General features: G+C 61.0%; 13 protein-coding genes. 10 read left to right on the forward strand and 3 right to left on the reverse strand.

Annotation, left to right across the window (positions count from 1 at the left end):
- Positions 1–16: 16 nt before the first annotated feature.
- Both ACP7C6_RS23700 and ACP7C6_RS23705 read right to left on the reverse strand, forming a co-directional pair.
- Complete coding sequence (locus ACP7C6_RS23700; protein ID WP_028618949.1) at positions 17–637, reverse strand: DUF1120 domain-containing protein; 621 nt, start codon at positions 635–637, stop codon at positions 17–19.
- Between the two features lie 44 nt (positions 638–681).
- On the reverse strand, positions 682–1,296 hold the full coding sequence (locus tag ACP7C6_RS23705; RefSeq protein ID WP_122686168.1) for a DUF1120 domain-containing protein: 615 nt from the start codon (positions 1,294–1,296) through the stop codon (positions 682–684).
- 488 nt (positions 1,297–1,784) lie between these two features.
- On the opposite strand from ACP7C6_RS23705, the gene ACP7C6_RS23710 reads away from it, so the two are divergent.
- The 7 genes from ACP7C6_RS23710 to dacB all read left to right on the forward strand — a co-directional run bounded on the left by ACP7C6_RS23710 (position 1,785) and on the right by dacB (position 9,264).
- Complete coding sequence (locus ACP7C6_RS23710) at positions 1,785–2,519, forward strand: response regulator (RefSeq protein WP_032864551.1); 735 nt, start codon at positions 1,785–1,787, stop codon at positions 2,517–2,519.
- Positions 2,520–2,705: 186 nt separating this feature from the next.
- Complete coding sequence (locus tag ACP7C6_RS23715) at positions 2,706–3,341, forward strand: response regulator transcription factor (protein ID WP_028618952.1); 636 nt, start codon at positions 2,706–2,708, stop codon at positions 3,339–3,341.
- Between the two features lie 92 nt (positions 3,342–3,433).
- On the forward strand, positions 3,434–3,904 hold the full coding sequence (locus tag ACP7C6_RS23720; RefSeq protein WP_016978232.1) for a nuclear transport factor 2 family protein: 471 nt from the start codon (positions 3,434–3,436) through the stop codon (positions 3,902–3,904).
- 37 nt (positions 3,905–3,941) lie between these two features.
- On the forward strand, positions 3,942–4,217 hold the full coding sequence (locus ACP7C6_RS23725; protein ID WP_016978233.1) for a GIY-YIG nuclease family protein: 276 nt from the start codon (positions 3,942–3,944) through the stop codon (positions 4,215–4,217).
- 75 nt (positions 4,218–4,292) lie between these two features.
- Positions 4,293–5,228, forward strand: coding sequence for a glutathione S-transferase family protein (locus tag ACP7C6_RS23730; protein ID WP_028618953.1), 936 nt, complete (start codon positions 4,293–4,295; stop codon positions 5,226–5,228).
- Between the two features lie 109 nt (positions 5,229–5,337).
- The gene (locus ACP7C6_RS23735) at positions 5,338–7,767 is read left to right on the forward strand and encodes a TonB-dependent siderophore receptor (RefSeq protein ID WP_426109307.1); all 2,430 of its coding nucleotides are present in this window, start codon (positions 5,338–5,340) and stop codon (positions 7,765–7,767) included.
- A gap of 51 nt (positions 7,768–7,818) precedes the next feature.
- Positions 7,819–9,264: a D-alanyl-D-alanine carboxypeptidase/D-alanyl-D-alanine endopeptidase gene (dacB, locus tag ACP7C6_RS23740; protein WP_426109308.1), complete on the forward strand. Its 1,446-nt coding sequence runs from the start codon at positions 7,819–7,821 to the stop codon at positions 9,262–9,264.
- A gap of 1 nt (position 9,265) precedes the next feature.
- Here dacB and ACP7C6_RS23745 read toward each other — a convergent pair whose 3' ends face one another.
- Positions 9,266–10,045: an IclR family transcriptional regulator gene (locus tag ACP7C6_RS23745; RefSeq protein WP_028618956.1), complete on the reverse strand. Its 780-nt coding sequence runs from the start codon at positions 10,043–10,045 to the stop codon at positions 9,266–9,268.
- A gap of 120 nt (positions 10,046–10,165) precedes the next feature.
- Between ACP7C6_RS23745 and hmgA the strand changes: the two genes are divergently transcribed.
- Genes hmgA through maiA form a run of 3 tightly spaced genes read left to right on the forward strand, consistent with a single transcriptional unit; the run spans position 10,166 to position 13,387 of the window.
- Positions 10,166–11,449 carry a homogentisate 1,2-dioxygenase gene (gene hmgA, locus ACP7C6_RS23750; RefSeq protein WP_028618957.1) on the forward strand — a complete coding sequence of 428 codons (1,284 nt, stop codon included), beginning with the start codon at positions 10,166–10,168 and terminating at the stop codon, positions 11,447–11,449.
- 3 nt (positions 11,450–11,452) lie between these two features.
- Positions 11,453–12,739 carry a fumarylacetoacetase gene (gene fahA / locus ACP7C6_RS23755; RefSeq protein WP_028618958.1) on the forward strand — a complete coding sequence of 429 codons (1,287 nt, stop codon included), beginning with the start codon at positions 11,453–11,455 and terminating at the stop codon, positions 12,737–12,739.
- A gap of 12 nt (positions 12,740–12,751) precedes the next feature.
- On the forward strand, positions 12,752–13,387 hold the full coding sequence (gene maiA, locus ACP7C6_RS23760; protein ID WP_028618959.1) for a maleylacetoacetate isomerase: 636 nt from the start codon (positions 12,752–12,754) through the stop codon (positions 13,385–13,387).
- Positions 13,388–13,407: the final 20 nt, after the last annotated feature.

Below are 13,407 nucleotides of genomic sequence, written 5' to 3' on the forward strand. Positions count from 1 at the left end.
CAGGGATGTACGGGTATTACAGATAACGCATGGTCACGGTCACATGCCCATCGACGGGCACTTCATCGTTAAGGGTCAGGCTGTCGGCGCGGGCAATCCGGGTGTAGAACACAATGTCCGCATCGAAGGTCGTCACCGCAATCGGCCGGGGAGGGTCATCCATCGAAGCGATGGCGAGCAGACTGAGGTGGCTTAAATGCGAACCTGCGGCCCATTGGGTGCCGCCATCCAGGGACACGATGGTGCGCACCGCCAGTGTGTCCGCTACAGGGTTACTCAATACCAGCGCAACGCTGCCCAGGTTTTCATCGTTGGGGGTTGTGCCCAGGCCGTGGTGGTTGGGAATCACCGCCGTGCCGCCACGGTTGTCGAGCGTGGTCAAGGCAAACAACGTCGAGCCTTCGCACCGCACATTCAACTGCAAGGTGTCAGGGGGCAGCAGTGTGTGCCTGTCTTGATTGAGGTCTTTGACGGTGATCTTGCCGTGGTCAATCGCCCCCCCGTCGGACAACGTGGGCGTGCAACTGCTCGGCGTAATCATGCCGGAGACGTTGAGGTCGGTGCTGCTGGCGGCAGAGGCTTGAGGCAGGTAGATGATCAGCAGTGCCGCCAATACTGCAGGGGTCGATTTATCCATGGATCGAATAACCTCTAGGGGGAATGCCCTGTGTGGAAGAAGAGTTACAGGTACACGACCTCAATCGTGGCTAAACCGTCGATTGGCGTTTCTTCCGAGGGAAAACCCATGGCTCTGTCGATCTGGCCGATCACCACAATGTCCGTATTCAGATTCTGGATCATGGTCGGCTGTGGATTCCCAGGAATGCCAAACGCCGCCAGCGTCGTTCCCTGCCAGATAGCGTTCCCAATGACCTGCCAGTTTTGACCGTTATCAGATGATTGGAGGGGCGTAACGTCGACGTTATCGGCCACGGCGTTTTCAAGGGAAAGAGTGAAGTTGCCGATTTTGACGTTGTTGCTTGTCAGGCCCAAGCCATAGCCGTCGAGTATGGTTGACGACCCGGAGCGATTGTCGGTGCCTCTTAACGCAATTAACGTGGCAGCATCGCAGAGAACGTTGAGTCGTATCGTGATGGGGTCCAGGTGTGTCGGGGTGTTGGGGTCGAGGTCTTTTATCGAAATCTTGCCGTAATTCACGTTCCCGGACAGGCTTGGGGTGCAGGCGCTTGGAGTGATCATGCCTGTGACGGTCAGCTCTGTGGTGCTTGCGGCGAACGTCATGCCACTACCGGCAAGGGTGAAGACGGCGGTGAGGGCGGCTAGGGACTTTTTCATGTTTTAAGAGCTTCCGGTGCCAAGGCTGAATAATGACGGTGCCAGTGGCCGTCTGCAGCTACGTTGCGACCGCCTGGAGTGGTCAGTCGCATCCCTCTCTGGGGACGCCGGGAAATCTATCGTTGGGAGGCGGTCTCGCAAATACAATAAATACGACAATCGTCCAGGGCTGAGAGGGTCGTCAGAAGCAGAGTTGACTTGTGTAGGATTAATGGATTTTTCGTAGTTGTTGTATCGTTTAAAGGCACGCAATTGACTACTGTACGTGCTCCCCCGCAGTAAGCCCTTCACGTAAATGCTCGGAGTTGTGCGCACGCTCAGGGAGCGTCCAGCGTTATGGGCGAGCCTGTTTCTCCGTTCGTTGTGCCGCCCGAACCTGGTTGGCTGGCGGTGTAATCGAGGTGACCATGCAGCCGGGTACTCCACCCGACGAGGGCTCGGGGAGCGCCTTTTCGTCGTCAAGCGGGTTGCCTGTAAAGTGGCAAGGCTTGACGGTATTGGTGGTCGAGGATCACCCGGCCTATCGCATTTTGCTGGGCTGGATTCTGCAAAAACTGGGGCTCGGCTTTGTGATGGTCGCAGACGGCCGGGCCGCGCTTGAAGCGATGCACCGACAGCCCGTGGACCTGGTGCTGACGGACTGCCAGATGCCCGTCATGGACGGCTACGTGATGACCCGCACAATACGGCGCAGAGAGCGCATTGCCGGTACCGGGCGCATGCCGATCATTGCCTTCACCGTCACCCTGGGAACCGAGCAGATACAACGTTGCTTGGCGGCCGGCATGGACGCCTGGCTGCTCAAACCGGTGACCTTCGAGCAACTGCGCGACATCCTCACCGTATGGCTTCCCGCTACCGGGGAACTGCGCGAGCAGCGCAGGCCACCTGCACAACCGGACTGGCCGACCCGCATGAGCCTGGTCGACACCTTCGGCAGCGCGGCGACAGTGAAGCACCTGTTGCAAACCTTGGTGCGAGAGGCGCAAATCGACCTCGCGGCGCTGGCCGAGGCCAAGCGCACACGGGATGCCTGCGCCGCTGCAAACCACCTGCACCGATTGATCGGCAGCGTAGCGTTTCTGGGTGCAGGCGCCCTGGAAACCCGCGGCATACAGATGATCGAAGCCGTGGCGAGGGAAGGCGTGCAGAGGCATGCGCAGCCTCTCGGCGTGCTGCTGAAGGACCTTCGCTTGTACCTGAAATATCTGTCCTCACTGTAGTTTTGCAGGACGTTTCTGGTTGTTTTGTAGCCTCTACGCGTAGGTGAATTCTGTTTATTTTGTAGGTCTTGATCTATGGCTCATTAATCGCGGGGCGGCGCCGGAAAGCGCCGGCCGTCAACGGTTGTGGCTGAAAGCCACTAGGGGTACCGTGCACCAACTCAACTGGCAATCCAGGTGGTTCCCATGCTCCGTGTAATTATTGCTGACGATCATCCTATTGTGCGTGTTGGGCAGAAAGTAGTGATCGAGGCCAATGGCAAATGCAAGGTAGTGGGCGAGGCCGATGGTCCCGATCAACTATTGGAATTGGTGGCTCATCAGCCATGCGACGTGCTGGTGACTGACTTCGCCATGCCGGGCAATCAACAGGCCGATGGTTATGGCTTGCTGGGCCTGCTGCACCGGCAATACCCGCAAATGCCGGTGATACTGGTGACCATGTTTGCCAATGTCGCCACCCTGCGCGCATCGTTTGCCCACGGCGCCAGGGCTATCGTCGCTAAAAGTGCGTCGGCCCGCGAGTTGCCGCAAGCGATCAAGGCGGTGTGTGGCGGCCAGACGTTTGTCAGCGAATGCCTGCGCCAGCAAATGGAAGAAGCCGGCACCCTGGACCAGCAAGCGGTCCCGCAGCTGTCCGGCAAGGAGAGCGAAGTGGTGCGTATGCTCGCCAGCGGCATGACCGTCAGCCAGATCGCGGCGCGGGTCAACCGCAGCATCTCGACCATCAGCAAGCAGAAAAGCACCGCGATGAGCCGGCTGTGCATTTCCACCGATGTGGATTTGTTCGCCTACGCACGCAGTAGTGGCATGGTGCCGTAAGCTCGCTTATTTGCGTGGCGAATGTCGGTAGCCTTGGCGGCGCGGGCAGCTTATCGTGCGCCTACTCTTTTCGACACCCGCGGAGCCTGCCCATGAGTGATGCCCATAACGCCCTGATCACTGAGTTCTACAGCGCCTTCCAGCGCCTGGACGCCGAGGCCATGGCCGCCTGCTACACCGACGATGTGGTGTTCAGTGACCCTGCGTTTGGCGAACTGCACGGCCGTGATGCCGGGGACATGTGGCGCATGCTGACCACGCGGGCCAAAGACTTTTCCCTGACCTTCGACAACGTGCGCAGCGATGAGCGCAGTGGCAGTGCCCATTGGGTGGCGACGTACTTGTTCAGTGCTACCGGCAACACGGTGGTCAACGATATCCAGGCGCGCTTTGTGTTTCGCGACGGCAAGATCTGCGAGCACCACGACAGCTTCGATCTGTGGCGTTGGTCGCGGCAGGCGCTGGGCACCAAGGGCTTGCTGTTGGGTTGGACGCCGCTGGTGAAAAACGCCGTGCGTGCCCAGGCGTTGCGTGGTTTGAAGGCATTTCAGGCCAGTCGTTGATAAGCTTGGCGCTCTTCTGTATTAGCCGAATCGACCTGTGACTGATCCTTCTGAACCCAAACCCTGGTTCGTCTACCTTGTACGCGCTGCCAATGGCTCGCTGTACTGCGGTATCAGCAATGACCCGGTGCGCCGCTTTGCTTCTCACCAGAGCGGCAAGGGCGCGCGGTTTTTCCTGTCCAGCCCGGCCGTGGCGCTGGTGTACACCGAGCAATGCGCGAGCAAGGGTGAGGCGTTGCGTCAGGAGCGGTTGATCAAGAAGTTGAAAAAGAGTGCCAAGGAGTGCCTGGCGGCCAGCGGTTCATTGATTTGACTGATGGGTTCCCATCGTCCCCAAACGGCGTGTTGCAGGCTAATCTAGCGGCTCACTTCTAGAGCGGAGCCTGGCATGTCTGAGTTGATCCTCCACCACTACCCGCAGTCCCCCTTCGCTGAAAAAGCCCGCCTGATGCTGGGTTTCAAGGGTTTGTCCTGGCGCTCGGTGCATATCTCGCCGGTGATGCCCAAGCCGGACCTCACCGCCCTGACCGGCGGCTATCGCAAAACGCCGGTGTTGCAAGTCGGCGCGGATATCTACTGTGACACCGCCTTGATTGCCCGACGCCTGGAGCAGGAAAAGTCCGCGCCGGCGCTGTTTCCTCAAGGCCAGGAGTTGGTCACCCAAGCCTTCGCCGCCTGGGCCGATTCGGTGGTGTTTTCCCATGCCGTGGCGCTGGTGTTCCAGCCGGAATCCCTGGCGGTCAAATTTGCCAAGGTGCCGCCGGAAATGATCCAGGTGCTGGTGGCTGACCGCAGCAAGTTGTTCAGCGGCGGCACCGCAACCCGCGTGCAATTGGAGCAGGCCAAGCACCAATGGCCGACGATCATCCATCGCATCAATCAGCAATTGCAGCACCCGGCCGGGGATTTCCTGTTCGGCGAGCCGTCGATTGCCGACTTTGCCCTGGCCCACCCACTGTGGTTCCTCAAAGGCTCTTCCGTGACGTCGCCGTTGGTGGATGCCTATCCTGCCGTCGCCGCTTGGCTGGATCGCGTGCTGGGTTTCGGCCACGGTACATCCACCCAGATGAGCGCCGATCAGGCCCTGGACGTATCGCGCAATGCGGCACCGGCTGTTCTGCCTGAAGAAGTCTTTGAGGACTTGAACGGCTTCAAGGCTGGCCAGCAGGTGACCATTTGCGCCACCGACTACGGCACCGACCCGGTGGCGGGCGAACTTCTGTTTGCCGGACGCGAAGAGCTGATCCTGCGCCGCAGCGACGAACGTGCCGGCACCGTGCATGTGCATTTCCCACGCATGGGTTTTCGCATCCAGGCGCAATAAACAAAAATATTTGCAAATTAAGGTGAGGTAAATCCACCGCCCATCCGTGTAGTGCTTGAAACTGCGATCTATTCGCATTAACAGCGTTTTCTACACGGGTTCTCACAGCATGAAGTCGACGGCGGGCGGTTGGGTTAAACAGTGGCTGGGAGCCTCGGTATTGGCGGTATCGGGGTTGGCGTTGCTGCCGCTGAGTATGGCGCAGGCGCAGGCGCAGGAGCAGCAGAGCGCCCAGTTTAACTTTGCGCTGGCGGCCAAACCGTTGCCCCAGGCCTTGAGCGACTTCAGCCGGGTCACCGGCATCAGCGTAATCTACACCGACGAAGCGCCCTACGGCCTCAGCGCCCCGGCAGTCAGCGGGCAGATGAGTGCAAACCAGGCTCTGCAACGCCTGCTGGGCAACAGTGGCTTCACTTTCCGCCAGATCGATGCCCGCACCCTGGCCCTTGAACCGCTGCCGACGGAAGGCGCGGTCAACCTCGGCGCCACGACCATCAGCGGTGCCGGCCAGGCCCAGGACAGCACCAGCTACCAGCCGCCGCCCACCAGTTCGGTGATGCGCTCCCACGCGCTGCTGCTGGAAACCCCGCAGACCGTCAACGTGGTGCCCGCCCAGGTACTGCGCGACCAGACCCCGCGCAATCTGGATGATGCCCTTGCCAACGTCAGCGGTATCACCCAGGCGAACACCTTGGCCAGTACCCAGGACGCGGTGATGCTGCGCGGCTTTGGCGACAACCGTAATGGTTCGATCATGCGCGACGGCATGCCCATCGTGCAGGGGCGTGCATTGAATGCCACGGCGGAGCGCGTCGAAGTGCTCAAGGGCCCGTCGTCGCTGCTGTACGGCATCCAGGATCCGGGTGGCGTGGTGAACATCGTCAGTAAAAAGCCTGAACTGGTGCAGTCCACCGCCCTGACCGTACGCGGCTCCACCTTCGGCGACGGCAAGAACGGCAGCGGCGGCAGCCTCGACACCACTGGCCCGATTGGCGACAGCGGCCTGGCCTATCGTCTGATCGTCGACCATGAAGACGAAGACTATTGGCGTAACTTCGGCACTCACCGTGAGAGCCTGATCGCACCGTCCCTGGCCTGGTATGGCGACAGCACCCAATTGCTGTTTGCCTACGAACACCGCGAATTTCTCACACCGTTTGACCGTGGCACCGCCATCGATCCCAAGACCAATCACCCGCTGGACATCCCGGCCACACGGCGTCTGGATGAACCCTTCAACAACATGGAAGGCCGTTCCGACCTGTACCGTTTTGAAGCCGATCACGACTTGAACGATGATTGGAAAGCTCACTTCGGCTATAGCTGGAACCGCGAGACCTACGACGCCAGCCAAGTGCGCGTCAGTGCGGTGAACACCAATGGCACCCTGACCCGCAAGATGGACGGCACCCAAGGGGCAATCACCACGGACCGTTTCGCCACCGCGAGCCTGGAAGGTAAGGTCAATGTGTTCGGCCTGCAGAACGATGTGGTGTTCGGCCTGGATGATGAGTACCGCAAAATCTACCGCGCCGACCTGATTCGTCAGAGTTCACGCGCCACCAGCTTCAACTACAACAATCCGGTGTACGGCAATGAAGTCGCGGGCACTACCGTCAGCCCTGCTGACAGCGCCCAGACCGACCTGCTGCGCAGTGATTCGCTGTTCTTCCAGGACGCCATCCACCTGAACGAACATTGGATTTTCGTCGCCGGCGCGCGCTATCAGATGTATGACCAATACGCCGGCAAAGGCGTGCCGTTCAAGGCCAACACCAACGGCAACGGCCAGGCCTGGGTGCCGCGTGCGGGCCTGGTGTATCGCTACACCGATGAACTGTCGTTCTACGGCAGCTACACCGAATCGTTCAAACCCAACTCCACCATCGCCGCCTTGGCCGATGGCAGCACCTTGACCGGCGACCTGACGCCCGAGGAATCCAAGTCCTGGGAACTGGGGGCCAAGCTCGACATTCCGGGACGCATCACCGCCAGCGCGGCGCTGTTCAACATCGACAAGCGCAATGTGCTGGTCTCCGTCGGCTCCGGCGCCAACACCGTCTACAGCATCGCCGGCCAGGTGCGGTCCCGTGGCCTGGAACTGGACGCCACCGGCCAGTTGACCGACAAGGTGAGCCTGATCGGCAGCTACGCCTACACCGATGCGCTGGACGTCAAAGACAAGGATCCGACCCTGCAAGGCAATCGCCTGCAAAACGTTGCCAAGCACACCGGTTCGCTGGCGGTGGCCTATGACTTCGGCAACATCTTTGGTGGCGACCAGTTGCGCGTGGGCACCGGTGCGCGTTACGTCGGTGCACGTGCAGGCGATGCGGCCAACGATTTCACCTTGCCGGGTTACACCGTGGCGGATGCCTTCGCGACCTACGACACCAAGATCGATGGGCAAAAGGTCAAGTTCCAGCTCAACGTGAAGAACATGTTCGACCGCGTCTACTACACCTCGGCGGCCAGCCGCTTGTTTGTGTCCATGGGCGATGCGCGGCAGGTGTCGGTGTCCAGCACCCTGGAGTTCTAAGGAGTTTATGGTAGCGTTGCCGCCACTGATGTCTTGGCGGAAACGATACTGATGCATTTTGGACGATGGCTACATCTGCTGTGCTTGAGCGTTTTGCTGGGTGGTTGCGCGAGTGTTTCACCGACTTCCACCCCGGCAAGCCTGGAGCAACTCCTGGCTGACCCGGCCCTCAACGGCGCCACTGTTTCCCTGATGGTGCGTGATGCCCGTAGCGGTAGCACGCTCTATCAACACAACCCGCGAACCCGCCTGATTCCCGCCTCCAATCTCAAGTTGCTCACCACCGCAGCGGCGATGGATGTACTGGGGCCGCAATACCGCTTCTCCACGCAACTGCTGAGCAACGGCGCGCAACAAGGTGAGCGCCTCGCCGGCAATCTGTACCTCAAGGGCCTGGGCGATCCGACCACGCAATTCGCTGATTACCAGACATTGGCGGCACAGCTCGCGGGCCAGGGCGTGCGCCAGATCCAGGGCGACTTGGTATTTGACGATACCTTTTTCGACGCCGAACGCCTGGGTGTGGACTGGGCCCAGGACGACGAAAGTACCTACTATGGCGCGCAGATTTCCGCGCTGACCGTATCGCCTAACACGGATTTTGATGCGGGCACGGTACTGGTCACGGCAAAGGCGCCCGCCATGGTTGGCCAACCGGTCAGTGTGGTGGTGAGCCCGTCCACCGACTACGTGCAACTGAACAACCGCGCTGTCAGCGGCCCCGGCAACAATTACGGCATCACTCGCCAGCACGGCACCAACCTGCTGCAACTCACCGGCGCGTTGGCGCCCGGCAAGCAAAGTCGACAGTGGGTGAGTGTGTGGGAACCGACGCAACTGGTGGCCAATCTGTTTGAACAGGCGCTGGCGCAGCAGGGCATTCAGGTGCTGGGGCGGCGTGTGATCGGCGGCGTAACCCCGGTAACAGCCAGGGTGTTGGCCGAGCACCAATCGGCGCCTTTGCAGGCACTGATCACGCCGCTGCTCAAGCTGTCGAATAACAACATGTCCGAAGCGTTGCTAAAGACCATGGGGCGCAAGCTGTCCAATGCTGGGACGGCGCAGGCGGGTGTCGCGGCAGTGGCGGATTTCATGCGCCGTCAAGGTTTGGACCCGATGACGTTGAGCCAGGTCGATGGTTCGGGCTTGTCGCGGCGCAATCTGGTGTCCTCGCAGAACCTCACCGACCTGCTGCTGGCGACGGCCAAACAGCCTTGGTTCGACGCTTGGTACAACGCTTTGCCAATCGCTGGAAACACCGATCGCATGAGCGGCGGCAGCCTGCGTTATCGTCTGCGCGGGACGGCGGCGGAAAACAACCTGCACGCCAAGACCGGCTCCATGGCCGGTGTGTCGTCGTTGAGCGGCTACATCACCGACGCCCAGGGCCGGCGCCTGGTGTTTTCAATGATCAGCAACAATTACCTGAGCACCACCGCACCGATCCGCGCCCTGGAAAACCGCGTGGCGCTGGCCCTGGTGCAGTGGCACGACTAGTTCAGGGCTGATAGCCCATGCGCCAGCTCACGGCCCGGGTCGCCGCCAGCAAGTGCTGCGCCGCCGGGCCGTCTTCGTCGGCATGGAACAACGAGGTGGGACCGACCACGGTCATCACCGCCGCCACTTGGCCGATGGCGTTGAAGACCGGCGCGGATAACGCATCGACGCCGGGCATCAACAAGCCATGCACAAAATGCAGGCCACGGTTGCGGATTTGTTCGCACGCGGTGGCGTAGGCCTGGTCATCTGCCAGGGCATGGGCGATGCCAGCCTGGATTTCGCGTTCACGCAGCTCCACGGTTTCCCGCGACGGTAGAAAGGCGCTGAACACCAACCCGGTGGACGAACTGAGCAGCGGCAGCACCGAACCCAATTGCGTCACCACCGTGACGGCGCGCACGGCGGGTTCGATCTGCACCACGGTCGCGCCCTGATTGCCCCATACCGCCAGGAAGCAGGTTTCATTCAACTCATCGCGCAGCTCCGCCAGGGGCATCGCGCCCACTTTCAAAACATCCATGCTGCCCAGCGCCGCCAAGCCCACGCGCAAGGCTTCGCGGCCCAGCCCGTAATGGTTGGTGGCGGTGTTCTGTTCAGCGAAACCCGATGCGATCAGCGCCTGCAGGTAGCGGTGCACCTTGCTCGCCGGCATCTGCACGTGTTCGGCCAGGCGTGACAGCGAAGTGGCCGGGGACAGCTCGGCCAGCGCCTTGAGGATATCGGTGCCCACTTCGGCCGAGCGGACTTTCTGTTTACCGGTGTCGCGGGGCTTTTCCATGGAAGGGCGAGAATCCAAGAGATGAATGGGCGTCTTTATAGCTTGACGGTCGATAGTGATCAAATTACGTTATGCGTAACTGGATTACGATAAAAATAACTGACCTACAGAGGACGATCCATGAACCTCGAATACCTGTCGGGCTTCGGCAACGAATTCGCCAGCGAAGCCTTGCCCGGCGCACTGCCGGTCGGCCAGAACTCCCCGCAAAAAGCGCCCTACGGGCTGTACACCGAACTGTTCTCCGGCACCGCGTTTACCATGGTGCGCAGTGAAGCCCGGCGCACCTGGCTGTACCGCATTCAGCCGTCGGCCAATCACCCTGCTTTCATCAAATTGGAGCGGCAATTGGCCGGTGGGCCATTGGGGGCGGTGACGCCCAATCGCTTGCGCTGGAATCCGTTGGATTTGCCGAGCGAACCGACGGATTTCATTGATGGGCTTGTAGGCATGGTCGCCAATTCGGCGGCGCAAAAGCCCTCAGGCATCAGCATCTACTCCTATCGCGCCAACCGTTCCATGGAGCGTGTGTTCTTCAACGCCGATGGCGAACTGTTGATCGTCCCCGAACAAGGTCGCCTGCGCATCGCCACCGAATTGGGCGTGCTGGAGGTGGAGCCGCTGGAGATCGTCGTGCTGCCGCGCGGCCTTAAATTCCGCGTCGAGCTGCTGGATGCTCAGGCGCGTGGTTATGTCGCCGAGAACCACGGCGCCCCGTTGCGCCTGCCAGACCTGGGCCCTATTGGCAGCAATGGCCTGGCCAATCCGCGCGACTTCCTGACGCCAGTCGCCCACTACGAAGATCAGAAGAAACCGACAACGCTGGTACAGAAATTCCTCGGCGAACTCTGGGCCTGCGAGTTGGACCATTCACCCCTGAACGTGGTCGCCTGGCACGGCAACAACGTGCCGTACAAATATGACCTGCGCCGCTTCAACACCCTTGGCACCGTGAGTTTCGATCACCCGGACCCGTCGATCTTCACCGTCCTGACCTCGCCCACCAGCACCCACGGCCTGGCCAACCTGGACTTCGTGATCTTCCCGCCGCGTTGGATGGTGGCCGAGAACACCTTCCGTCCGCCGTGGTTCCACCGCAACCTGATGAACGAATACATGGGCCTGATCCAGGGCGCCTACGACGCCAAGGCCGAAGGCTTCCTGCCCGGCGGCGCGTCGCTGCACAGCTGCATGAGTGCCCACGGACCGGACGGCGAGACCTGTACCAAGGCCATCAACGTAGAGCTGGCGCCGCACAAGATCGACAACACCATGGCGTTCATGTTCGAGACCAGCCAAGTGCTGCGTCCCACCCAGTTCGCCCTGGACTGCCCGCAACTGCAAACCACTTATGACGCGTGCTGGGCCTCGCTGCCCGCCACCTTCAACCCGAACCGGAGATAACCCATGACTCAGCCCACACTTACCCGCAGCTGGGTGGCCTCCGCCAATGGTCACACCGATTTTCCTCTGCAAAACCTGCCGTTGGGCGTGTTCAGCATCAACGGCTCGGCACCACGCGCTGGCGTGGCGATTGGCGACTCGATCCTGGATCTGCACGCCGCCATCGATGAATTCGACGGTGAAGCCCGTCGCGCCGTCGAAGCGACCGCCGGTGGCCAACTGAACGCCTTTTTTGAACTGGGCCGCGGCCCCCGCGTGGCCTTGCGCGAGCGCCTGTTGGAACTACTGGCCGAAGGCAGCAAGCTGCACACCCGTGAAGCGCAGGTGCTGCACCGCGCCGCCGATTGCCAGATGCACGTACCGGCGCGGATCAATGACTACACCGACTTCTACGTCGGCATCGAGCACGCGCAAAACGTCGGCAAACTGTTTCGTCCCGACAATCCACTGCTGCCCAACTACAAGTACGTGCCGATTGGCTACCATGGCCGTGCTTCGACCATTCGTACCTCAGGCACCGACGTGCGCCGCCCCAAAGGCCAGACCCTGCCGGCCGGGCAGACCGAACCTACTTTCGGTCCGTGCGCACGCTTGGACTATGAACTGGAGCTGGGCATCTGGATCGGCCAGGGCAACGAGATGGGCGATTCGATTGCCATTGGTGACGCGGCCGATCACATCGCCGGTTTCTGCCTGCTCAATGACTGGTCGGCACGGGATATCCAGGCCTGGGAATACCAGCCGTTGGGGCCGTTCCTGTCGAAAAGCTTCATCACCACCATCTCGCCTTGGGTGGTGACGGCCGAAGCCCTGGAACCGTTCCGCAAAGCGCAACCGGCGCGCCCTGAGGGCGACCCGCAACCGCTGTCGTATCTGTTGGATAAACGTGACCAGGCCGCAGGTGCCCTGGACATCGAGCTGGAAGTGCTGCTCACCACCGCCACTATGCGCGAGCAGAACCTGCCGGCCCATCGCCTGGCCTTGAGCAACAGCCTGCATATGTACTGGACGGTTGCGCAATTGGTGGCGCACCACAGTGTCAACGGTTGCCAATTGCAGGCAGGCGATCTGTTTGGTTCGGGGACATTGTCCGGTCCGCAAACCGGTCAATTCGGCAGCCTGCTGGAAATGACTGAAGGCGGCAAAAAAGCCGTTGAATTGCCGTCCGGCGAAGTGCGTAAGTTCCTTGAAGACGGCGACGAAATCATCCTGCGTGCGCGTTGCAACCGTGAAGGCTTTGCCTCCATCGGTTTCGGCGAATGCCGCGGCACCGTGATCGCGGCGCGCTAGGAGGGCAGGGCGATGGAACTCTACACCTATTACCGTTCCACTTCGTCGTACCGGGTGCGTATTGCCTTGGCCCTCAAGGGCCTGGATTTCACCGCGGTGCCGGTCAACCTGCTGGTCCCGGCGGGCGGCGCCCACCGCCAGCCTGAGTACCTGGCGATCAACCCGCAAGGTCGCGTCCCGGCCTTGCGTACCGAGGAGGGCGAGCTGTTGATTCAGTCGCCGGCGATCATCGAATACCTGGATGAACGTTATCCACAGGTGCCGCTGCTCTCCAAAGACCTGGCGACCCGCGCCCATGAGCGCGCGGTAGCCTCGATCATTGGCTGCGATATCCATCCGCTGCATAACTCCAGCACCCAGAACTTGCTGCGCCAATGGGGGCATGACGAGACTCAACTGCTGGAGTGGATCGGTCACTGGATCAGCCAGGGCTTGGGCGCGGTGGAGCAGTTGATCGGCGACCAAGGGTTTTGCTTCGGCGAGCAGCCGGGGTTGGCCGACACCTTCCTGATTCCGCAACTGTATGCGGCCGAGCGCTTCAAGGTGCCGCTGGCGGCGTATCCACGCATTGGGCGGGTGGCGGCGTTGGCGGCGCAGCATCCTGCCTTTATCAAGGCCCACCCCGCCAATCAACCTGACACCCCCTGACCCCTGTAGCAGCCGGCTTG

Source organism: Pseudomonas sp. TWR1-1-4, from assembly GCF_049897165.1.
Classification (GTDB): Bacteria; Pseudomonadota; Gammaproteobacteria; order Pseudomonadales; family Pseudomonadaceae; genus Aquipseudomonas; species Aquipseudomonas canadensis.

Excerpts from the sequence above, each read along its gene's own strand:
- ACP7C6_RS23720 (WP_016978232.1), top strand. The coding sequence starts at position 3,434 with ATGAGTGATGCCCATAACGCCCTGATCACTGAGTTCTACAGCGCCTTC.
- ACP7C6_RS23700 (WP_028618949.1), bottom strand. The coding sequence starts at position 637 with ATGGATAAATCGACCCCTGCAGTATTGGCGGCACTGCTGATCATCTAC.
- ACP7C6_RS23730 (WP_028618953.1), top strand. The coding sequence starts at position 4,293 with ATGTCTGAGTTGATCCTCCACCACTACCCGCAGTCCCCCTTCGCTGAA.
- ACP7C6_RS23745 (WP_028618956.1), bottom strand. The coding sequence starts at position 10,045 with ATGGAAAAGCCCCGCGACACCGGTAAACAGAAAGTCCGCTCGGCCGAA.
- ACP7C6_RS23735 (WP_426109307.1), top strand. The coding sequence starts at position 5,338 with ATGAAGTCGACGGCGGGCGGTTGGGTTAAACAGTGGCTGGGAGCCTCG.
- maiA (WP_028618959.1), top strand. The coding sequence starts at position 12,752 with ATGGAACTCTACACCTATTACCGTTCCACTTCGTCGTACCGGGTGCGT.
- hmgA (WP_028618957.1), top strand. The coding sequence starts at position 10,166 with ATGAACCTCGAATACCTGTCGGGCTTCGGCAACGAATTCGCCAGCGAA.
- dacB (WP_426109308.1), top strand. The coding sequence starts at position 7,819 with ATGCATTTTGGACGATGGCTACATCTGCTGTGCTTGAGCGTTTTGCTG.
- ACP7C6_RS23705 (WP_122686168.1), bottom strand. The coding sequence starts at position 1,296 with ATGAAAAAGTCCCTAGCCGCCCTCACCGCCGTCTTCACCCTTGCCGGT.
- fahA (WP_028618958.1), top strand. The coding sequence starts at position 11,453 with ATGACTCAGCCCACACTTACCCGCAGCTGGGTGGCCTCCGCCAATGGT.
- ACP7C6_RS23715 (WP_028618952.1), top strand. The coding sequence starts at position 2,706 with ATGCTCCGTGTAATTATTGCTGACGATCATCCTATTGTGCGTGTTGGG.